The sequence below is a fragment of the Nonomuraea wenchangensis genome (assembly GCF_900111685.1).
In the GTDB taxonomy this organism is placed as follows: Bacteria; Actinomycetota; Actinomycetes; order Streptosporangiales; family Streptosporangiaceae; genus Nonomuraea; species Nonomuraea wenchangensis.
Map to the genome: position 1 here is coordinate 139,899 of NZ_FOHX01000011.1, position 20,392 is coordinate 160,290.

17 protein-coding genes are annotated in these 20,392 nt (G+C 74.6%); 9 read left to right on the top strand and 8 right to left on the bottom strand.

Annotated features, from left to right (window positions below):
* Positions 1–16: 16 nt before the first annotated feature.
* Complete coding sequence (locus BMW85_RS29995; RefSeq protein WP_091088056.1) at positions 17–481, bottom strand: VOC family protein; 465 nt, start codon at positions 479–481, stop codon at positions 17–19.
* 107 nt (positions 482–588) lie between these two features.
* Here BMW85_RS29995 and BMW85_RS30000 point away from each other — a divergent pair, with 107 nt between their 5' ends.
* Positions 589–1,407 carry a patatin-like phospholipase family protein gene (locus BMW85_RS30000; protein WP_091088058.1) on the top strand — a complete coding sequence of 273 codons (819 nt, stop codon included), beginning with the start codon at positions 589–591 and terminating at the stop codon, positions 1,405–1,407.
* A gap of 91 nt (positions 1,408–1,498) precedes the next feature.
* Here BMW85_RS30000 and BMW85_RS30005 read toward each other — a convergent pair whose 3' ends face one another.
* Positions 1,499–1,891: a hypothetical protein gene (locus tag BMW85_RS30005; protein WP_091088060.1), complete on the bottom strand. Its 393-nt coding sequence runs from the start codon at positions 1,889–1,891 to the stop codon at positions 1,499–1,501.
* A gap of 136 nt (positions 1,892–2,027) precedes the next feature.
* On the opposite strand from BMW85_RS30005, the gene BMW85_RS30010 reads away from it, so the two are divergent.
* Together BMW85_RS30010 and BMW85_RS30015 are read left to right on the top strand one after the other, a co-directional pair.
* Positions 2,028–2,804, top strand: coding sequence for a helix-turn-helix domain-containing protein (locus BMW85_RS30010; protein ID WP_245775148.1), 777 nt, complete (start codon positions 2,028–2,030; stop codon positions 2,802–2,804).
* Between the two features lie 89 nt (positions 2,805–2,893).
* The gene (locus tag BMW85_RS30015; RefSeq protein WP_245775149.1) at positions 2,894–3,265 is read left to right on the top strand and encodes a VOC family protein; all 372 of its coding nucleotides are present in this window, start codon (positions 2,894–2,896) and stop codon (positions 3,263–3,265) included.
* Here BMW85_RS30015 and BMW85_RS30020 read toward each other — a convergent pair.
* On the bottom strand, positions 3,246–5,477 hold the full coding sequence (locus tag BMW85_RS30020) for a polysaccharide lyase 8 family protein (RefSeq protein WP_091088067.1): 2,232 nt from the start codon (positions 5,475–5,477) through the stop codon (positions 3,246–3,248). The genes BMW85_RS30015 and BMW85_RS30020 overlap by 20 nt on opposite strands.
* A gap of 211 nt (positions 5,478–5,688) precedes the next feature.
* On the bottom strand, positions 5,689–6,672 hold the full coding sequence (locus BMW85_RS30025; RefSeq protein WP_218155977.1) for an Lrp/AsnC family transcriptional regulator: 984 nt from the start codon (positions 6,670–6,672) through the stop codon (positions 5,689–5,691).
* A gap of 85 nt (positions 6,673–6,757) precedes the next feature.
* Between BMW85_RS30025 and BMW85_RS30030 the strand changes: the two genes are divergently transcribed.
* Positions 6,758–8,131, top strand: a complete 1,374-nt coding sequence (locus tag BMW85_RS30030; protein WP_091088072.1) for an MFS transporter — start codon at positions 6,758–6,760, stop codon at positions 8,129–8,131.
* A gap of 5 nt (positions 8,132–8,136) precedes the next feature.
* Here the strand turns inward: BMW85_RS30030 and BMW85_RS30035 are convergent, their stop codons facing one another.
* From BMW85_RS30035 to BMW85_RS30045, 3 genes are all read right to left on the bottom strand, one after another.
* Positions 8,137–9,480 (bottom strand): polysaccharide lyase domain-containing protein, encoded by a 1,344-nt coding sequence (locus BMW85_RS30035; RefSeq protein ID WP_091088075.1) that lies wholly within the window; start codon positions 9,478–9,480, stop codon positions 8,137–8,139.
* Positions 9,481–9,592: 112 nt separating this feature from the next.
* Entirely contained in the window at positions 9,593–10,063 is a 471-nt protein-coding gene (locus BMW85_RS30040) for an ATP-binding protein (protein ID WP_091088077.1), read from the bottom strand.
* A gap of 127 nt (positions 10,064–10,190) precedes the next feature.
* Positions 10,191–12,470 (bottom strand): xanthine dehydrogenase family protein molybdopterin-binding subunit, encoded by a 2,280-nt coding sequence (locus BMW85_RS30045; RefSeq protein ID WP_091088080.1) that lies wholly within the window; start codon positions 12,468–12,470, stop codon positions 10,191–10,193.
* Between the two features lie 74 nt (positions 12,471–12,544).
* On the opposite strand from BMW85_RS30045, the gene BMW85_RS30050 reads away from it, so the two are divergent.
* A complete protein-coding gene (locus BMW85_RS30050; RefSeq protein WP_091088082.1) occupies positions 12,545–13,024 on the top strand; it encodes an MSMEG_6728 family protein in 480 nt (159 codons plus the stop codon).
* Here the strand turns inward: BMW85_RS30050 and BMW85_RS30055 are convergent.
* On the bottom strand, positions 12,940–14,061 hold the full coding sequence (locus tag BMW85_RS30055) for a carboxymuconolactone decarboxylase family protein (RefSeq protein ID WP_245775150.1): 1,122 nt from the start codon (positions 14,059–14,061) through the stop codon (positions 12,940–12,942). The genes BMW85_RS30050 and BMW85_RS30055 overlap by 85 nt on opposite strands.
* A 165-nt stretch (positions 14,062–14,226) precedes the next feature.
* On the opposite strand from BMW85_RS30055, the gene BMW85_RS30060 reads away from it, so the two are divergent.
* The 4 genes from BMW85_RS30060 to BMW85_RS52090 all read left to right on the top strand — a co-directional run bounded on the left by BMW85_RS30060 (position 14,227) and on the right by BMW85_RS52090 (position 20,388).
* Positions 14,227–15,429: a sensor histidine kinase gene (locus BMW85_RS30060; RefSeq protein ID WP_245775151.1), complete on the top strand. Its 1,203-nt coding sequence runs from the start codon at positions 14,227–14,229 to the stop codon at positions 15,427–15,429.
* Positions 15,426–16,103, top strand: a complete 678-nt coding sequence (locus BMW85_RS30065; protein ID WP_091088087.1) for a response regulator — start codon at positions 15,426–15,428, stop codon at positions 16,101–16,103. Before BMW85_RS30060 ends, BMW85_RS30065 begins: the two co-directional genes overlap by 4 nt.
* A 171-nt stretch (positions 16,104–16,274) precedes the next feature.
* Positions 16,275–17,681 carry an LCP family protein gene (locus tag BMW85_RS30070; RefSeq protein ID WP_091088090.1) on the top strand — a complete coding sequence of 469 codons (1,407 nt, stop codon included), beginning with the start codon at positions 16,275–16,277 and terminating at the stop codon, positions 17,679–17,681.
* A 31-nt stretch (positions 17,682–17,712) separates the two neighbouring features.
* A complete protein-coding gene (locus BMW85_RS52090; RefSeq protein WP_091088092.1) occupies positions 17,713–20,388 on the top strand; it encodes a helix-turn-helix transcriptional regulator in 2,676 nt (891 codons plus the stop codon).
* The last annotated feature ends 4 nt before the right edge of the window (positions 20,389–20,392 follow it).

Below are 20,392 nucleotides of genomic sequence, written 5' to 3' on the forward strand. Positions count from 1 at the left end.
CGGCGCCATCCCCTGGTCAGCCCGCCGAGGCGGCCTCCTCCAACGCCCGGATGTCGATCTTGCGCATGCCGAGCATCGCCTTCATGGCCCGCTCGGCCCGGCCGGGGTCGGGGTCGGAGATCAGCTCAGGCAGCCGGCTCGGCACGATCTGCCAGGACAGACCCCACCGGTCCTTCAGCCAGCCGCACTGCGACTCCTCGCCGCCATCCGCGGTGAGCCTTTCCCACAGCTCGTCCACCTCCTCCTGCGTCTCGCAGTTCACGTACAGCGAGACCGCCTCGTTGAAGGTGAAGTGGGGGCCGCCGTTCAGCGCGAGCAGGCGCTGGCCGGCCAGCTCGAACTCGACCATCATCGCCGCGCCGGCCTCGCCGTCGCGCTGGACGCGGACGATCCGCGAGTCGGCGAACAACGAGGTGTAGAAGGTCGCTGCCTCCTCGGCCTGGTTGTCGAACCACAGGAACGTCGTGATCTTCTGTGTCATCGCCGAGACCCTTTCACTAGCCTGTATGGCGTTTCGTCAGCAACGCGTCGAACGGGCTCCGGCCGGATCGACACGGCGGCCGGATTTTTTTCGCGGGGAGTTCGTACATGAACAGAAAAGCATTGGTGCTGGGCGGCGGCGGGGTCGCCGGGATCGCGTGGCTGACCGGCGTGCTGGCCGCGCTGGCCGACGCGGGCGTCGACGTGACCGCCGCCGACCGGATCGTCGGCACCTCGGCGGGCGCCACGGTCGCCGCCCAGGTCACCTCCGGCCTGCCGCTCGCCGACCTGCTGGCCCGGCAGGCCGACCCCGCCCTGCAGACGCCGGAGCTGGCGAGCGGGGTCGACATGGCGGAGCTGTGGACCCGGTTGCAGGCCGCGTACGGGAGCTCGTCCGACCCGGCCGAGCAGCGGCGCAAGGTCGGCGAGCTGGCGCTGTCGGCGTCTACGGTGCCCGAGGCCGAACGGCGGGCGGTCATCGAGGCCCGGCTGCCGGTGCACACCTGGCCGGACCGCGACCTGGTGATCACGGCGGTCGACGCGCACACCGGCGAGCCGCGCCTGTTCACGCCCCGGTCGGGGGTGGAGCTGGTCGACGCGGTGGCGGCCAGTTGCGCGGTGCCCGGCGCGTGGCCGTGCGTACGGATCGGCGGGGCGGCGTACACGGACGGCGGGGTGCGCTCGTCCACCAACGCCGACCTCGCGGCGGGCTTCGACCCGGTGCTGGTGCTCGCGCCGATGGCCGAGCTCGGCGAGCCGTCGTGGAGCGGGCTCGGCGGCGCGGTCGAGGTGATCGAGCCCGACGAGGCGTCACTGACCGCGTTCGGCACCGACCCCCTCTCCCCCGCCTCCCGCACACCGAGCGCCGAGGCCGGCTACGCCCAGGGCAAGGCCGCGGCCCCCGCCCTGGCGGCCTTCTGGGGCTGAGCCGGGTGTCCGCGAGCGGCGCCCGCCGAATCCCAGCGAGGCCGTCCCGGATCATGGGCCGGGACGGCCTTCGTCGTTCGGGTCGGACAGGTCACCGCGCGAAGGCGCACTGGGCGGTGACGGTCGCACTGGTCACCTCGGAGAGGGCCGGGTTCCTGAACACGACCCGCCACTGGGAGCCTCCGCCTATGGCCTGGTTGACGGTCACCACGGGTTCGTCTCCCCGGCCCCGCGACGCCCAGCTGAAGCCTCCGCCGAGGACCTTCTTCCCGGCAGGGCAGATCGCGTCGCCGCCGGCGAAGGCGTTGGGGCGCAGGGCGACCGTCGTCTCGACGATCTCGTAGCCGGCGATCGGCTTGTCGTACCTGGGGCCGTGGGAGCGCTGCGGGCCGTCGGAAGCGAACAACGGCGTCTGGAACGAGGCGGCCAGAACGGCTCCTGCCAGCGCCGTGGCCATGGCGAATACGTGCTTCGGTGAGATCATCGGGCCTTCTCCTTCTCTGTGAATGCCGTGGTCAGGGCATTCGGCAGATACCCCTGTGGCAGCTGGGGAGCGTCGGCTTCCCTCCATGGCCTGGCAAACAGTCGGCGAGCCGTCCAGGTCGCCGTACGGTGAAGGGGTGACCGACGTACAGAGGTCCGCTGTGCTGGCGCCGTTCGTGGTGACGCTGAGCCCCTACGAGCTCGGCCCGGACGGCGTGCATCGAGGGCTGCCGTCGTCCACGGTGTCGATCACAATCCCGGAGGCGGAGTCGCTGGAGATCGGGTGGCCAGGGCGGCCCGGCTCGCGTGAGCGGTTTCGGGCCGTTGTGGCCGGTCTGCATCTGGACGCGGCCGAGTTGCGGCAGGTGGGCGGGACGCGCGGGGTGTGGCTGACGCTCAGCCCTGTGGGTGCCGGTGCGCTGCTGGGGGTTCCGGCGTCGGCGCTGGCGGGGGACGTCGCCGATCTCGCCGACGTGGCCCCGGCGATGGCGGACCTGCCGGAGCGGCTGGCGGCCTGCCGGTCCTGGCCGGAACGCCGGGCCGTCGTCGAGAGCGCCCTGCTCTCCGAGCGGACCCAGCACACCGGGGGCGAGGAGCTGCGGGCCACGCTGGCGGCGCTGTCCGGGGCCGGCCGGGTGCAGGAGGCGGCTCGGCGGCTCGGATGCTCCCGGCGGCACCTGAGCGGTACGGTCCGCCGGGAGCTGGGGGTGACGCCGAAGGAGTACCAGCGGCTCCTCCGGTTCGAGACGGCACGCGGCGGGCTCGTGGACGCCGCCCGTGCCGGAACGGTCAGTCTGGCGGCGGTGGCGGCCGCGTCGGGGTTCGCCGACCAGGCGCACTTCACCAGGGAATGGCGGGTCATGGCCGGGTGTACGCCCACCGAGTGGCTGCGCGCCGAAGGACTCACCGCGTAGGGCGTGCCCAAATCTTCAAGACCGCTGCCTTCGCCCGGCCCGACGATGGGCTCATGATGTCTGACATTCGCCTTTTTCCCCGTCTTGTCGTGCCCGACCCGGAGCTCGCGTCGGCGTTCTACCAGGCCGCCCTGGGCGCTGAGCAGGTCTTCAGCGCCCCGCCTACCGACGACGGCCGGCCCAGCGTCATCGACCACCGCGTCGGCGGGGCGTCCTTCCGGGTCTCGCCGGCCGTCGCGGCGTGGGGGTGGCTGTCGCCCGACGATCTCGGCGGGTCGGCGGTCCTCCTGGAGGTCGAGGTCGGCGATCCCGACGCGGTCGGCGAACGCATGGTCGCCCACGGCGCCGAGGTGGTCGTGCCGATCGAGAACCGGCCCTACGGCAAGCGCTCGGGCCGCGTACGTGACCCGTTCGGCCACCTGTGGATCATCAGCGGCGAGCTCAAGCCAGACGGACGGTGACCGTGACCGAGGCGCCCTCCCGGGCGGCGAGGTCGCGGAAGGACAGGGTGGAGCCGGTCAGGAGGGCTTCCCCGGCGAGCAGGCCGGCGATCGGCCGGTCCCAGGTGACCGTCAGCTCCTCCAGGTCTCGGCGGGGATCGGACACGGCCAGCGTGGCCGTGCCGTCGCCGTGCTCGCGGGCCAGGACCGCGCACGGCGCGGAGGCGGTCAGGCCGCCGGCCGATCCGGCGAGCCAGAAGTTCGCCGCGGTGAGGCCGAGGGCGGGCACGCGCACGGCCTGCGCCCCGGTGGAGTTCGCGAGCACCCGCAGCCGGCCGGGCTCGGCCGCGCGGGCCCGCGTCTCCTCCGCTGTCGCGCCGGGCAGCAGGACGTAGTGGTAGCCGGCCGAGCGCGGGTCGGTGCCATGGTCGAGCCAGAGCGTGACGTAGTCGCGGGCGACCCCGCCGCCCGCGCGGCGCTCCCGCAGCGTGCGCACCCGCCCGCCGGGCACCAGGGGCACCAGGTAGCCGCCGTGGCCCTCCAGATGCGCCCAGCCCTCCCCCAGGGTGAGCCGCGCGGCGGTCCTGCGGTTGTCGACGATCGTCTCGACCGGTGCGCCGTCCTCGGCGGTGATGCCCGCGCCGAGGCAGACCACGGCGTCGTCGAGGAAGAACCACGACGCGAACGCCTCCAGCGTGCTCTCCAGCCCGCTCAGGTGCTGGCCGACGGCCGCGTACGTGCCGTCCGTGGCCCCGCCGACCCACCGCCACGGCGTACGGGTGTCGCCCCACGCGCCGCCCGCGCCGTCCGGCAGCCGCTTGGCCGAGACGGTCGTGCCGGGCAGGCGGCAGGGGTCGACGGTGGGCCAGAAGGAGTCGGAGTAGTGGTCGCCGTGGCCGTCCGCCCACCAGTAGAGCATCCCTGAGCCGGTGTGCCAGCCGCGCAGGTTCTCGCCGTTGCCGTGCTCGTAGTGGCCGATCCGGTGGGAGGACATGCTGAGCGCCGCGCACCAGCCGGGCCGCCGGTGCACCGCCCGCGCGCTCATCGGCAGCAGCCGGTGCCCGACCGGCTCGGGCGCGGCGGGCACCGCCGGATCGGCCTCGACCGCCGCCAGGCGGGCGTGCGCGGCGGGCTCCAGCGCGGGCCGGTGACCGCTCCGCGCCGCCCAGCCCTTCACCATCGCCTGCCAGCGGGCCCGGTAGCCGGCCGGCGCTACCTCGCCGAGCAGCAGGATCGCGTCGGCGAGCGCGTGGCCCCGCTCGTGGTCGCCGAAGGGGCGGCGGCCGATGTCGCGCCCGCGTACGAGGTCCATGCACGCCCCGTCGTGCACGAACGGCGCGAACGACCGCTCCACCACCTCGAACGCCACCGGATGCGTGACCTCCCACGGCGAGCCGCGCAGCAGCGCGAAGATCAGGGCCGTGCCCGACAGCAGCGTCACCCCGTAGGAGCCCTGGTAGGGGACGTACTCGTGCTGGATGAACGAACCGTCCCGGTAGAAGCCGTCGCCCTCGCCGACGTAGCGGAACACCGGGGCCAGCGCGGCGACCGCGAGGTCCGCCCTGCCGTGGTCGGCGTCGAGCATCGCCCGCAGGAGCATCACCAGGCACAGGTCCACGCGGTTGGCGGCGGTGCTGGTGCCGCTGTAGGAGCCGAGGCGGTGCTCGGGGACGAAGTGGTCGACGGCTCCGGCCAGCTCGCGCCGGCGCTCCTCGCCGAGTTGCGGCTCGACCAGCAAGGACGCGTCGAGCAGCGCCTTCGGGACGCCGATCTGCCAGTGCCACCAGTTGCCGGCCGGGTAGGCGCCGGCCGCGTACACGTGCCGCCGGTAGTGGTCGATCCCGGCGGCCACGGCCTCGGCGAGCGCGGGGTCGCCGGTCAGCCCGGTGCCGGGCAGCGCGTAGGCGCGGGCCATCGTACGCAGGCGGCGCGGCGTCGCGACGAAGGAGGGGAACGGCTGGTCCGGCCAGAGCCGGCCGGGACCCGGCGCCATCGTGTCCCGGTGACGGGCGGCGGCCCGGCCCAGGGCGGCGGCCCGGCCCAGGGCGGCCGGCTCGGCCCGGTACGGTTCGGCCGCCGGGTCGTGGCCGGAGCCCGCGGCGAGCTCGCGCCAGCGGCGGCGTAAACGGACGAAGCAGTCGTCGGGCGTGCGCGCGACCCCGGCCGGTGTCAGCGCCCCGGCCAGCCCGGCCGCCGCCACCCCGCCGGCCCGCAGGAACGCCCGCCGCCGCACCCTTCCGATTATCGGCGCGCGAACGAGCAGCAGGGCGCCTGGGCGGGGCTTTCCTACGCCGTCACCGCGACCGCGCGACGAGCCTGAAGGGGCCGACCTGCCGTGGATCCCCGTCGCGCAAAGCCTCGAACTCGCCCATACGACATCCTCAGCGCTCGCGTCGAGGGTGATTGTGATCGATGAGCCGCGGGGCTGTGAAGGGACTCCGCGCTCACCCGGGCAGCAGGGCGCCGGCGCGTTTGATCGTGCGGACGATGGGGGCCGTCTCGATCTGGCGGATCGCGGGCAGCGCGCCGAGGTCCTCGGTCAGGTAGCGGTAGAAGGCCGCGTCGTCGCGGCACACGACGCTGGCCGTCAGATTGTGCGAGCCGGTCGTCGCGCCCGCGAAGGCCACCTCGGGATGCCGGGTCAGGGCCCGTCCCGTCGCGTCCAGCTCGGCGGGCGGCACCGACATCCAGAGCTGCGCCTCCACCTGGTAGCCGAGCAGCGCGGGCAGCACGTCCATGTCGAAGAAGAGCACGCCGGCCGCGCACAGCTGCTCCATGCGGCGCTTGACCGTGGACTCCGACCAGCCGGTGGCCGCGGCGAGATCGGCGTGGACCGCCCGGCCGTCCAGCGACAGCGCCCGGAGCAGCGCCTCGTCGCCGGGCCCCAGGGAGACCGGCTCGCCGGCGGAGCCGTGCGCCGGGTAGACCCGGCCTGCCTCCAGGCGGGCCACCTGGCCGGGGGAGAGCGCCGCCAGCCCGGCCCAGCCGATCCGCCCACCGACGAACACGTGCAGCGTCCGGTGGGCCGCCACCGACAGCACCCGGCTCGTCCTGGCCAGCTTGTTCAGCAGCAGCGCCTGCCGCTGGGCGGGCGTGCGCTGGAGGGTGCCGCAGGAGATCTCGGTGCCGCCGGACAGCAGGTGCACCCAGGAGGTGTCGGGGCGCCGCCCCAAAGCCTCGGCGATCGAGCTCGCCGCGTCGGGCGTGCACCGCAGCCGCAGCGCCCACGACTCGTAGCCGAGCCGCCGCCCGTCCACCACGCCGACGACCCGCAACATCCCGGTGGAGCGCAGCCGCCGGTAGCGGCGCGCCACCCGCTGGTCGGACACGCCGAGCACGTCCGCGATCCGGCTGAACGAGGCCCGCCCGTCCACCTGGAGCGCGTGCAGCAGCCCTCGGTCCACCTCGTCCAGCGTGACGTTTTCCACCAGGAGAGCGTAGCTCGCACGGAAATCCTGCAGAACGGCCCGGTTTCCTGGCGAGGACCGGCACGCGTCGCCGACCTTGGCCCCCATGACACATGTGACAGACCCACGGACGGCGGCCACCACGGCCACGAGCTGGCGGCCGCTGGTCGCCGCCTGCCTCGGCGCCTTCATGCTGCTCGTCGACGTGACCATCGTCATGGTCGCGCTCCCCCCGATCGCCGCCGACCTGCGCATGTCGTTCGGCGACACGCAGTGGCTGCTCGACGGCTACGCGCTGGCCCTCGCCGCCCTGCTGCTGGCGGCCGGATCCGTCGCGGACCACGCCGGCCGCCGGCGGGTCTACCTGGTGGCGCTGGCGGTGTTCGCGCTGGCCTCGCTGGCCTGCGGGATCGCCCCGAACGGCGCCCTGCTGCTGGCGGCCAGGGTGGTGCAGGGCGCGGGCGGCGCGGCCATGATGGCCACCACGCTCGCCCTGGTCAGCGCCACCTACGAGGGGCGGCAGCGGGGCATCGCGTTCGGCGTGTGGGGCGGCGTGAACGGGGCCGCCGCCGCCGTCGCGCCCGTTCTCGGCGGCCTGCTCACCGAGCACCTGCACTGGCGGGCCATCTTCCTGGTGAACCTGCCGATCAGCCTGGTCGCCGCCTGGCTCACGCTGCGTTCGGTCAAGGAGTCGCGGCTGCCGGGCGGGGCCGGGCTCGACTGGGCGGGGATGGCGACGTTCACGGCGGCGGCGGGAGGGATGACGTACGGGCTGATCGAGGCCGGGCAGCACGGCTGGGCGGCGGCGCGGACGCTCGTGCCGCTGGCCGCCGCCGCGGTGGCGCTGGCCGCGTTCCTGGTGATCGAGCTGCGGAGCCGGCGGCCCATGCTGGACCTGCGGCTGTTCGCGAACCGGTCGTTCAGCGGGATCATGGCGGGAGCCGGGCTGCTCATGCCGGCCGCCTTCGCCTGCCTCGCCTTCACCTCGTTCTGGCTGCAGCAGTCCCTGGCTCTCGGGCCGGTGCTGGCGGGCGTGGCGCTGTCGCCGATGGCGGTCACGTCCCTGGTGGTCGCGGTGGCCGCCGCCCGGCTGTTCCCCCGGCTGTCGCCGCGCGTCGCGCTCGGCGGCGGGCTGCTGCTGATCGCCGCGGGCGCCTTCCTCCAGGGCCGCCTCGGCCCGGACGCGGGCTGGACCGCGCTCGCGCCCGGTCTGGTGGTGGTAGGCATCGGCGTGGGCCTCGCCATCCCGGCGCTCAACTCCGCCGCCATGGCCGCCGTCCCGCCGCACCGGGCGGGCATGGCGGCCGGCGCGGTCAACACGGTCAGGCAGCTCGGCTACGCGCTCGGCGTCGCCGCGCTCGGCCTGCTCTACCAGGGCACGGGCAGGGCGGCGTACGCGGCGCTGAACGAGGTCTACCTGGCCGCCGGGCTGACCGGGCTGGCGGCGGGACTGCTGGTCCTCGCCGCCGTCCGGCGGTAGTCCGCTTACTTGTCGTACTCGTAGGCTCCGGCGTCCACGGGGCCGTCGCTGCCGTCGATGGCGCGCCCGGTGATGTCCTGGTCGCTGAAGCGCGTCACGCCGAGGTCGATGGCCGGGCTGCCGGCGCGGAGCTTGAGCGGCTGCGCGGCGTCGGTCAGGTCGAACAGCGGGTCGGCGGTGACGTTGGCGGTGCCGCCCATCTGGTGCTGGCGGGCGCCGAAGAACACGTTGTGGTGGTTGTCGGTGACGCCGGGGCCGTAGGCGGTCTTGACCACGGCCTGGACGATGTTCTGGGACATGGACAGGTGCGCGTTCGTGCAGCCGGCGTCGCAGACCACGCCCTGCGAGTCGGCATGGGTGAGGCGGACGCTGTTGTTGCGGAAGACGGTGCCGAGGACGGGGCCGTTGGGGTCGGGCTCCTCGCCGGGCTCCTGCGGGCCCCTCGTCACGAGCGCGGCCTGGGTCAGCGGCCCGGTGATCACGTTGTACTCGAAGACGTTGCCCGAGGTGCCGTCGGGGTCGGACGGGCTGCCGTCGGGGTTGACGTCCCTGCTGGTGCCGAGCTCGGTGAAGGTCTCGTTGTCCACGGCGATGTTGTGGTGGATCCGGTTGCGGGAGCCGAGGAAGATCTCGACGGCGGCGCCGTCCATGCCGTAGTCGTAGCTGAAGGCCGAGGAGCCGCGGATCTCGTTCCAGCCGATGTTGGAGTCGTCGCCCTGTACGAGGATCGCGAACGCGCCCGAGTCATCGTTGTCGTCCACGTTCTTGGGGGTGAGCGTGCTCATGTGGTTGTTGTCGACGAAGTCGTTGGCCGTGACCGCCGTGTAGCGCACGCCCTGCTCGATGTAGACGCCGGCGGCGGCGCCGGTGATGAGGTTGCGCTCGACCACGTTGTCGTGGCCGGAGACCTTCACCCCGGCCCACGTGCAGCGCGCGCCGTCCCGCGCGACCCCGACCTGGAGGTTGTAGAGCTCGATGTGGGTGCCGGCGAGGCTCACGCACGCCTCGGCGTGTCCGGTGATCACCGGGCGGGCGGCGGCGGTGCCGTACGCGTCCACGACGATCGGGGCGGCGGAGGTGCCCGAGCGGGTGATCGCGAGCTGCTGTCCCTGCCAGGTGCTGCCGCGGGCGAGCAGCAGCCGGTCGCCGGGGGCGAGGGCCGCGGCGGACGCCTTGGTGAGCGTCTTCCACGCGGTGGCGGGCGAGGTGCCGGCCGCCGCGTCGCTGCCGTTGACGGCGTCCACGTAGTACGTCCTCGCCGCTGCCGCCGACGCCGGTGAGGTGGTGAGGGCTGCGGCGAGCGCGAGGACGGCGACCGCGGCGCCGGTGCGCGGGTTCCAGACAGACATACGGCCTCCAGAGCGGCCAGGGCTCGTCCCTCGACGAAGATCATCCCCGGCTCGCGGCTGACACTGTAGCCGTGATCTTGCTAGAAGTCCTGACTTGACAGCGATTGAGGTGTTATGCCCCAGGTCGGATGGGCACGACGGCGCACGCCGGGCCCTGGCGGGGCAGGGCGAACCAGGTGCCCTTGCCCACCAGCTCGGGGTGCGTGGCGTAGCGCTGGGGGTGGCAGCCGTAGAAGCCGTCGGAGAGCCGGGCCACGATGCGCAGGCCGCGCCCGTGCTCGGCCTCCAGATCGGGCGGCCCCGGCTCGGGCGGGGCGGGGCCGCCGTCCACGACCACGCACATGATGTCCTTGGCGTCCACGTGCAGCAGCAGCTCGTACGGGGCCTCGCCGTACATCAAGGCGTTGGTCACCAGCTCGCTCACCATGAGCACGGCGTCGTGGACGAGGTCAGGGTGCAGGTCGAGGGCCGACAGGTGCCGGCGGATGACCGTACGGGCGTGACCGACCGTCCGGGCATCCTCCCGCAGCGGCCACACGTACCGCGTCCCGCGCCGGCGGGGCGATCGCAGGGTGGTCGTCATACCGTCTCGCTTCCCGGGGTTCACAGGTGAACTGAAGCGGCTGTCGAAACGTGTACGCACGAGACGGCCGTCCGGGTCGAAGTTTCCGGTGAGAAATCGGCGGACTTCCGGAAAGGAGGACAGAACCTCAGCGCAGCAGCGACCACACCGCCGCCGGCGTCAGCGGCACGTCCGTGACCCGGCCGGCGATCTCGGGAAGGGCAGCGGCGACCGCGTTGGCGACGGCGGCCGGCGGGCCGATCGTGCCCGCCTCGCCCACCCCCTTCATGCCGCCCGGCGTGATCGGCGACGGCGTCTCCAGCAGGACGACCTGGATGTCCGGAACCTCCCGGGTGGTCGGCAGCAGGTAGTCGGTGATCGGCTGGCCCTCCTCGGTGTAGCCGATGTCCTCGGTCAGCGCCTGCCCGAGCCCCTGGGCGACGCCGCCGTGGATCTGGCCCTCCACCACGGCGGGGTTCACCAGCACGCCCGCGTCGTTGACGACCCAGTAGCGCTCGACCTCGACCGCGCCCGTCTCCGGGTCCACGGCCACGGCCGCCGCGTGCGCGCCGTAGGCGAAGGTGTAGCCGGGCGGGTCGTAGCTGACCCGCTCCTCCAGCCCTGGCGGCATGCCCTCCGGCAGGTCCCAGCCCCGCCACGCGGACGTGGCCAGCTCGCGCAGCGGCACCGACGCCTGCGGGTCGCCCTTGACCCGTACGGCGTCGCCGGCGAGCTCCAGGTCCTCCGGCGCGGCCTCCAGCCGGTGCGCCGCGATGGCCACGAGCTTGTCCCGCAGCCGGGCCGCCGCCCGCACCAGCGCCCCGCCGCCGAGCGTCAGCGCCCGGCTGGCGATCGACCCCACCGACGAGTACGGCGTCGCCGCCGTGTCCCCCAGCACCACCCGCACCCGCTCCAGCGGCACCCCCACCCGGTCGGCGGCGAGCTGCGCCAGCGCGGTCTCGATGCCCTGGCCCATGCCGACCACGCCCGACGCGACGACCACCGAGGCGTCCTGCTCCATCCGCAGCACCGCCGTCTCGTAGCCGCCGGCCTGCACCCCGATGGCCTTGAGGTCGTCGGACGGGCCCATGGCGGTGCTCTCGACGTGGCAGGACCAGCCGATGCCGCGCCGCCGGCCGTCGTCCTTCACCACCGGCTCGACCAGGTCGCGCAGCGTCCGCAGGGCGCGCGGATAGTCGCCGGAGTCGTAGCGCTGATGGACGCGGGTCACGCACGGCAGCTCGTCCGGCCCCAGCATGTTGCGCAGCCGCAGCTCGACCGGGTCGATCCGCAGCCTGCGGGCGGCCTCGTCGATCAGCCGCTCCCGCGTCAGGGTGCCCTCCGGCTGGCCGAAGCCGCGGTAGGAGCCGGTGGGGGTCGTGGTGGTCACCACGGCCCGTACGCGGACGGCGACGCGCTCGAACCGGTACGGGCCGGGCAGCAGCGTGGCGGTCACCGCCGCCGTCGAGGCCCCCGCGTTCGACGGGTGGGCGCCGAGGTCGGCGAGCACGTCCGCCTCCAGGGCCAGGAACCGCCCGTCGTGGTCCAGCGCCAGCCGTCCCCGGTGCACGGCGGCCCGCGCGGGCAGCGTGGCCAGCAGCCGGTCGCCCGGGGCCTCCGTCCAGGCCACCGGGCGGCCGAGGCGGGTCGCGGCCAGGCAGATCAGCGTCTCGTCCGGGTAGACGTGCTCCTTGGCGCCGAAGCCGCCGCCGGTGTCGCCGGCGATCACCCGTACCTGGTCGTGCGAGAGGCCGAGCGCCTCGGCCAGGTGCTCGCGCACGTGGTGCGGCGCCTGCGTGGAGATGCGCACGGTCAGCTCGTCGCCGGACCAGTCGGCCACGACGCCGCGCGGCTCGACGGGATGCGGCGAGACCCGTCCCATCCGGAACGTCATCTCCACCACGTGCGCCGCCCCCTCGATCACGGCCGCGCAGTCGTCGTCGCCGAGCAGGAAGTCGGTGACGACGTTCGTGCCCAGGTCGGGGTGGAGCAGCGGGGCGTCCTCCGCCAGCGCCCGCTCCACGCCGACGACCGCGGGCAGCTCACCGAGCTCCAGGTCGACGAGGTCGGCGGCGTCCCTGGCGGCCTCGGGGGTGCGGGCGACGACGAGGGCGAGGGGCTGGCCCGCGTACCTGATGGTCTCGTCCAGCACCGGATAGCCGGTGAGGCGCTGGCCCGGGGAGAGGTTGACGCAGGGCAGGCGGAGGCCCGCGGCGTCCGCCGGGGTGATCACGTCGAGCACGCCCTCGGCCGACCAGGCTCCCTTGACGTCGCAGCCGAGCAGCCGTCCGTGCGCGATGGGGCTGCGGATCACGTGCGCGTACGCCTGGCCGGGCAGCCGGACGTTGCCGACGTACCTGGCCCGCCCGGTCAGCAGCCGGGCGTCTTCCCGTCGCGGCGTCCTGGCGCCGACATAACCGTCTCCCATGGGCCGATTGTGAGCGCGCTCCGGCGAGCGGTCCATACGATGCACGGGTAGTGGCAGGTCAGAGGGGGTGGCCGATGCAGACGTTCCTGCCTTATCCGGACTTCGTGGCGACCGCGGGGGTGCTCGACCCGCTGCGGCTCGGCAAGCAGCGGGTGGAGACCCTGCAGATCCTGCGCGCCCTCACCGTCCCCGGCTACGGCTGGCGGCACCACCCCGTCGTCAAGATGTGGGCCGGGTACGAGGAGGCCCTCGTCCGCTACGGCCTGGACGTCTGCGACACCTGGTGCGCCCTGGGCCGCGCCGACACCTGCGCCGCCACCATGACCACCGAGCTGACCCGGCTCCGCGGCACCCCCGAGATCCGCCGCCAGCCCGAGCTCGCCACGGCCGGCGAGCTGCCGCCCTGGCTGGGCGACGAGGCCCTGCACCGCAGCCACCGCTCGGCCCTGCTGCGCAAGGACCCCGTCTACTACCGGCCGAAGTTCGGCGACGAGGAGCCGGACGACCTGGAGTACGTCTGGCCCCGCTCCGACCGCCTCCCGCCTTCCGCGTAGCCCGTGAGCGGGAGGCCCGCGGTGATCAGGGCCTCGGCCCGCGCGGTCGCGAGCATCGCCCCATAGGCGATGATCCGCACCAGCGCGGCGTCCCCGCCCCCGGAAGCCCCTGCGGTGTCCGTCGCGGTGCCGCGCCAGGCGGCCACGTCGGCGTCCGTCACGCGGTACGGCGCCAGGGCCGTGAGCAGGGCCAGCCGGGCCGCGGGCCGCTCGGCGGGCGGAAGGCCGGCGAGCGGGCCGTCCAGCCGGGCGCCGCTCATCGGCGGGTGCTCGCCGTCCCAGACGGCGACCGCGCCGGCGACGGCGGCCCGGGCCGCGGCGCTGAGCAGGTCGCCCCCGTCGTCCGCCACCGTGCACAGCGCCGCGTAGGCCACGCCCGCCGGCGTGCGCCCCGCCCAGCCGGGCGCGGGACGCCCGCCCAGACCGGCGATCAGCGGCAGACCGGCCCCGGACGGCAGCCGCCTGCGCACCGTCCGCGCCATCACCCGTCCGCCCGCGCTCCGCACCAGCCGCGACCTCTGCAGGTTGCCCGGCAGCAGGTTCTCGGTGAGCAGCGCCGAGGCGACCCGGTTGACGAAGTGGAAGGTCAGGGCGGTCCCGACGTACTCGGGGGCGTGCTCGGCGGGGAACGGCGCCGGTCCCCGCTCCTTGGCCCAGGCCAGCAGCCGCGCGTGCCCGGGATCGTCGGGGACGCCCCCGGCGGCGACGGTCTCGGCGAGCCGGTGGTCGCCGGTCGCGTGCAGCAGCGTCGTGTGCGCCGCCACGCAGAACGGGCACCGGTTGGCCAGCGACACCCCCAGCGCCACGACCTCCTTGCCGGTACGCGAGACGTCCCCCGTGAGCAGCGTCTCGCGCAGCAGGGCCCAGGTGGCCGCCAGCACCTCGGGCGCGGGCGACAGGGTCTGGAAGACCGCCATGCGCGCCATGCCGAAGTCCTCGGCGAGCTGCCGGTAGACGTCGGCGACCCGGCCGGTCGCGGCGTCGGGCGGCACGGGGGTCACGTAGCGGAACTGGCCCCTGTTTCTGGTGGTGTCCATGCCGGACATCGTGCGGCCCCGGAGGGCCCGCGGTCGTCGTGCCGCCGGATGCTTCTCCCCGTACGCCGCCGGACCGGGATGCCCGCCGCGTACTACGCCGGAAGTAGCCGGAGAATACGCCCTTCTGCGGAGGATCATCGCGGGGAAAGACCCTAATCTGCAGAGGTGAGGTATCTGGAGCGATTGGGGCCGTCTGCCCAGGACGCGCTGCTCGCCGGGGTCGTCGCCGTCATGCTGACGGTCAACGTGCTCGTCGGCTCGCCGCACCGGGACCCGGCCGGCCTCGCGATCGACCTCGTGGCCGTGCTCGCCGGCTCGCTCGCGCTCGCGGCCTGGCGGCGGGCCCCCTTGCTGGCGCTGGCCGGGAGCACGGCCGCCATGCTCGGCTACGCCGTGCACGCCCAGCCGGGACCGCCCGCCGCGTTCCCCGTGATGATCTCGGTGTTCGGCGCGGTCAGGTACGGGCACCGGCTGCTCCCCGCGCTCGCCGCCGCCGTCTTCCTGGGCGCGAACCTCGCCAAGGACCTCGCCACCGTCACCGACCGGAGCGACAAGGACATCCTGCAGGCCACGATCCTGCTGCTCGGCTGGTTCGTGGCGTCGGGGGTGGCGGCCACGGTCACCCGGCACCGGCAGGCTTACCTGGAGCAGGCCGAGCAGCGGGCCGCCGAGGCCGAACGCACCCGCGAGGAGGTCGCCAGGCGGCGGGCGGGCGAGGAGCGGCTTCGCATCGCCAGGGAGCTGCACGACTCGCTCACCCACAGCATCTCGGTCATCAAGGTGCAGGCCGGGGTGGCCGTGCACCTGGCGCGCAAGCGGGGCGAGGAGGTGCCCGCGGCGCTGCTGGCGATCCAGGAGGCGAGCGGTGACGCCATGCGCGAGCTGCGCGCCACCCTGGAGGTCCTGCGCGACGACTCAGCGCCGCCGCCGGACCCCGCTCCCGCCCACGCCCCGGCCCTCGCCCCGGAGGAATGCGTGCCGAGCGGGCTGGACCGGCTCGACGACCTGGTGCGGCGGGCCCGCTCGATCGGCCTGCCGACCACGGTGACCGTCGCGGGAGCCCGGCGCGCGCTGCCGCCCGAGGTGGACCGGGCCGCGTACCGGATCGTCCAGGAGGCGCTCACCAACGTCTCCCGCCACGCCGGGGCGGCGGCGGCCCAGGTGCGGGTCGAGTACGCGGACGCCGAGCTGGTGGTCCAGGTGGACGACGACGGCTCGGCGTCGGCCGGCGAGCCGCCCGTCCCCGGCACCGGCCTGCGCGGCATGCGCGAGCGCGTGTCGGCGCTCGGCGGCCGGCTGCGGACCGAGCCCCGCCCCGAGGGCGGCTTCACCGTCCACGCCGCGCTGCCGCTGCGGGAGCCGGCGTGATCCGCGTGCTGCTCGCCGACGACCAGGCGCTCATCCGCGGCGGCTTCCGCGCCCTGCTGGAGGCCGAGGACGACCTGGAGGTGGTCGCCGAGGCGGCGAACGGCGAGCAGGCCGTCGCGCTGGCCCTGACGCACCGCCCCGACGTGGCCCTGGTCGACATCCAGATGCCGGTCATGGACGGCATCGAGGCCACCCGCAGGATCGCCGCCGACGACCGTCTGTCCGGCACGCACGTCGTGATCCTCACCAACTACGGCCTCGACGAGTACGTCGTGGACGCCCTGCGCGCCGGCGCCGGCGGCTTCCTGGTGAAGGACACCGAGCCCGCCGACCTGCTCCAGGGCGTGCGCGTGGCGGCCCGGGGCGACGCGCTGCTGTCCCCCGCGATCACCCGCCGCCTGATCGGCGAGTACGTCGCCCGCCGCCCCGGCCCGTCCCCCGAGGCCCTGGGCGTGCTGACCAACCGTGAGCGCGAGGTCACCGCGCTGGTAGCCCGCGGCCTGTCCAACGACGAGATCGCCGCCCATATGGTGATCAGTCCGACCACCGCGAAGACGCACGTCAGCCGGGCGATGACCAAGCTGCGCGCCCGTGACCGGGCGCAACTGGTGGTGTTCGCCTACGAGTCCGGGCTGGTCGCCCCCAGGAGCGGCGGGATGGACGTCCCCGGATGACGCATGGCGAGCGGATGAACATATCGGGTCCTTACCATCCGGGCGTCCGGGTCCGGGCCCGCACCGGCCGCTGACTGGATACACTCGGGCTCGATCCACGGCCGAGAACTGTACGGCGAGGCTCTTGGCCAGGGGCGGCCTGCCCTTCGGCCCCGTCCCTTGGGGAGTCACGTGAGCAGCGGGCTTGTCGACGCGCCGGCCTCCGAACCGGGCGCGCAGCCGCGCCGGCGCCGCCGCTGGCTGCGGTGGACGCTGGCGATCTCGGTGGCCGTCGTCCTGCTGGTGGTGGGCGTCGCGGTCGGCGTCCTCGCCAAGCTCAACGGCAACATCAAGCACGAGGACGTCACCCCTGACGACCTCGGCGCGACCCGCCCGCCGAAGGTCGCCGGCACCGCGATGAACGTCCTGGTGGTCGGCTCCGACCAGCGCGACGGCAAGAACGCGAAGTACGGCCGCTCCATCGCAGGCGAGCGCACCGACACGATCATGCTGATGCACGTGTCGTCCGAGCGCGACAATGCGATGGTCGTCAGCTTCCCGCGCGACTCGCTCGTGCAGCTTCCCGCCTGCCGGGCCACGGGCGCGTTCCCGGGGCAGCGGGCGCACCTCGGCATGATCAACGAGTCGTTCAACTCCGGCGGCATCGGCTGCACGTGGAAGACGATCGAGCACCTCACCCACATCCGCATCGACCACTTCGTGAAGGTCGACTTCACCGGCTTCAAGGGCATCGTCAACGCCCTCGGCGGCGTCGAGGTCTGCCTGCCGCAGCGCGTGGACGACAAGAAGGCGCTGCTGCACCTGCCGGCCGGCCGGCAGAAGCTCAACGGCGAGCAGGCGCTCGGCTACGTCCGCGCCCGCTACAGCTTCGGCGACGGCTCCGACATCGGGCGCATCCAGCGGCAGCAGATGTTCATCGCCTCGATGGTCAAGCAGGTGATGAGCGGCGAGACGCTGACCGATCCCGCCAAGCTGTTCGGCCTGCTCGACGCCGCCACCAAGGCGGTCACCACCGACCGCGACCTGACCACGGGCGTGATGAAGGACCTCGCCACCAGCCTTCAGGGGCTCAACGCCGGCAAGATCCGGTTCATCACCACCCCGTGGCACTACTCCCTCACCCAGCCGGGCCGGGTGGAGTGGACGCAGCCGCAGGCCAACCGGCTGTTCCAGATCGTCGCCAAGGACCAGAGCGTCGAGGGCGTGAAGGGCGGCCAGGCCAAGGTGGGCCGCTCCAAGATCCAGATCGAGCTGCGCAACGGCACCTGGCGCGGCGGTCTCGGCACCCAGGTCGCCGCCTTCCTCGAACAGCGCGGCTACCACATCACCAAGATCGGCGACACCGCCCGCAAGCCGTACGCGAAGACCACCGTGCTCTACGGCCCCAACGGCGAGACCCGCGTCCCGACCCTCACCGGCGACCTGCTCGGCGCGTCGCTGCGCAAGCTGCCCGCGGCCCGCACCAACCAGCTCGTGCTGGTGATCGGCAACGACTGGAAGGGCCTGAAGGAGCTGCGCTCCGACGACAGCGAGGCGATCAAGGGCTTCGACGCCACCCACGACTCCTGCGCCACCTGAGGCCCGTCCCGCGCCGGATAAAGTCCTTTTTGTGCTGTACGGGAGAGTCACGGAGACCAACGCCGTCACGGTCCTGCTCGACTCGGCGCGCGACGGCGAGGGCGGCGCTCTGGCGCTGCGCGGGGAGGCCGGCGTGGGCAAGTCCGCCCTCCTCGACCTGGCCGCCTCCCTCGCGGTCGCGAACGGGATGCGGGTGCTGCGCGCCGACGGCATCGAACCGGAGTCCGACCTCGCCTTCGCCGCCCTGCACCAGCTCCTGCACCCGGCCACCGGCCTGCTGGACGCGCTGCCGCGTCCGCAGCGCGACGCGCTCTCCGCGGCCCTCGGCCTCACGGACACCCCGCACTCCGACCGGTTCCTGGTGGGGGCGGGGGTGCTGTCGCTGCTGGCCGAGGCGGCGGCGCCGAGCGGGCTCCTCTGCCTGGTGGACGACGTCCAGTGGGTGGACCGGGCCTCGGCCGACGCCCTGCTGTTCGCGGCCCGGCGGCTGCGCACCGAGCGCGTCGCCGTGCTCTTCTCCGTACGCGGGGACGCGCTGCTCAAGGGCGTGCCCGAGCTGCGGGTCGGCGGCCTGGACGAGGAGAGCTGCGCCGCCCTGCTCGCCGCCGGCGGGCCCGTCGCGCCGGACGTCGTACGGCGGCTGACGGCGCTGACCGGCGGCAACCCGCTCGTGCTGCGCGAGGGCGTGGCCGCGCTGTCGCCGGCACAGCTCGCCGGGCAGGCTCCCCTGCCGGATCCGCTGCCGGGGGGCGCGCAGCTGTTCGGCGAGCAGGTGGCCAGGCTGTCGCCGGACGCCCGGCGGTTCCTGCTGCTCGCGTCGCTGGAGGCGGAGCTCGCCCTCGTCGTACGGGCCGCCGGGGCCGCCGGGGAGGTGCTGCACGAGGTGGAGGCCGCCGGGCTCGTCACCGTGGCCGACGGGGCGGTACGGTTCCGGCATCCCCTCGTCCGCTCGGCCGTGCACGCCGCCGCCACGTCCACCGAGGTACGGGCCGCGCACGTCACCCTGGCCGGCCTGGTGGCGGGCGACCGGCGGGCCCTGCACCTGGCCGCCGCCGCCCTGGGCCCGGACGAGACCGTCGCCGCCGAGCTGGCCGCCGCCGCCGGGCGGGCCCGCACGCGCGGCGGCCACGGGGACGCGGCCACCGCACTCGCCCGCGCCGCCGAGCTCACCCCCGACCCCCTGCGCAGGGCGGAACGGCTCAAGGACGCCGCCACCGCCGCCTGGCTCGCCGGCCGCCCCGGCCAGGCCCAGAGCCACCTCGCCGAGGCCCGCGAGCTCGCCGAGCACGGGGAGGGCGGGCTGCTGGAGGAGATCGCGCAGCTCCGCGGCCGGTTCGAGCTGAACAGCGGCGACGCCTCCGAGGCCGTCAGGATCCTGGCGGCGGGCGGCGGCATCGAGATGCTGGCCGACGCCTCCGAGGCCGCCGGCTACGTGGGCGACGTGCCGGCCATGGTGGAGCTGGGCCGCCGGGCGCGGGCGCACCCGCCCGGCTTCCTCCGCGACGTGGTGGCCGGCATCGGCGCCATGCTGGAGGACGGCAGCGGCGGCGAGCTGCTGCGCGGGGCGCTGGACCGTACCGGCGAGCTGACCCTGGCGGCGGACCTGCTGTGGGCGTCGGCGGCGGCGAGCTATCTCGGGGAGGCCGACGTCTCCGCCGAGCTGGTCGAGCGGGCCGGGCGCGCGGCCCGCGTGTCGGGGATGGTGGGGCAGCTCCCTGTCGTGCTGGAGTTCGTGGCCACGGGCGAGCGTTTCAAGGGCCGCCTGGCCGAGAGCGCCGCCGTCGCCGAGGAGGGCCTGCAGCTCGCCCGCGAGGCCGGCTACACCAACTCCGTGGCCGCCCACCTCGCCAACCTGGCCGTCGTGGCCGCGCTGCGCGGCGAGGAGGAGCGCTGCCGCGCCCTGGCGGAGGAGGCGCTGTCCATCGCCGTCCCGCACCGGATCGGCCTGCGCGCGGGCGTCGCCGGCTACGCGCTGGCGCTCCTGGACCTCGGCCTCGGCCGGTACGCGGCGGCGCACGCCAGGTTGGCGGCGCTCGCCACGGCCGGTCCCGGCGCCGGCCATCCCACGGTGACCTGGCGCTCCACCCCGGACCGGGTGGAGGCCGCCCTGGCGGCGGGCGAGCACGAGTCGGCGGCGGAGGCGCTGGCCGCGTACGAGCAGTGGGTCGCGAACGCCGTCACCGACGAGGCGCGGGCGCTGCTGGCCCGCTGCCGCGCCCTGCTCGCCGCCCCCGGCGCGGACGCCGAGCTGTTCGAGGAGGCGCTGCGCCGGCACGGCGAGCCGGTGGAGCGGGCGCGCACCGCGCTGCTGTACGGCGAACGGCTGCGCCGCGCGCAGCGGCCCGGCCAGGCGCGGAACCACCTGCGGGCGGCGCTGGAGACCTTCGAGCGGCTGGGCGCGGCCCCCTGGGCGGAGCGGGCCCGCGGCGAGCTGCGCGCGGCGGGCGAGGCGGCGGCCCGGCCCGCGGCCGACGATCCCGAGACCGTGCTCACGCCGCAGGAGCTGCGCATCGCGCGGCTGGTCGCGGAGGGCGCCTCCAGCAAGGAGGTGGCGGCCCGGCTGTTCCTCAGCCCGCGCACGGTCGAGTACCACCTGTACAAGACCTATCCCAAGCTGGGCGTCACGACCCGTACTGAACTGGCCCGGCTACTGGTGAAGGCCAGTAGTCCTACTGAAGGCGTGCGCGCCCGCGCCGGGCAAGGTTGAGCCC

Bases quoted from the DNA above. Each gene is read 5' to 3' on its own strand.
- BMW85_RS29995 (WP_091088056.1), bottom strand. From the start codon at position 481: ATGACACAGAAGATCACGACGTTCCTGTGGTTCGACAACCAGGCCGAG.
- BMW85_RS30000 (WP_091088058.1), top strand. From the start codon at position 589: ATGAACAGAAAAGCATTGGTGCTGGGCGGCGGCGGGGTCGCCGGGATC.
- BMW85_RS30005 (WP_091088060.1), bottom strand. From the start codon at position 1,891: ATGATCTCACCGAAGCACGTATTCGCCATGGCCACGGCGCTGGCAGGA.
- BMW85_RS30030 (WP_091088072.1), top strand. From the start codon at position 6,758: ATGACACATGTGACAGACCCACGGACGGCGGCCACCACGGCCACGAGC.
- BMW85_RS30035 (WP_091088075.1), bottom strand. From the start codon at position 9,480: ATGTCTGTCTGGAACCCGCGCACCGGCGCCGCGGTCGCCGTCCTCGCG.
- BMW85_RS30040 (WP_091088077.1), bottom strand. From the start codon at position 10,063: ATGACGACCACCCTGCGATCGCCCCGCCGGCGCGGGACGCGGTACGTG.
- BMW85_RS30045 (WP_091088080.1), bottom strand. From the start codon at position 12,470: ATGGGAGACGGTTATGTCGGCGCCAGGACGCCGCGACGGGAAGACGCC.
- BMW85_RS30050 (WP_091088082.1), top strand. From the start codon at position 12,545: ATGCAGACGTTCCTGCCTTATCCGGACTTCGTGGCGACCGCGGGGGTG.
- BMW85_RS30055 (WP_245775150.1), bottom strand. From the start codon at position 14,061: ATGGACACCACCAGAAACAGGGGCCAGTTCCGCTACGTGACCCCCGTG.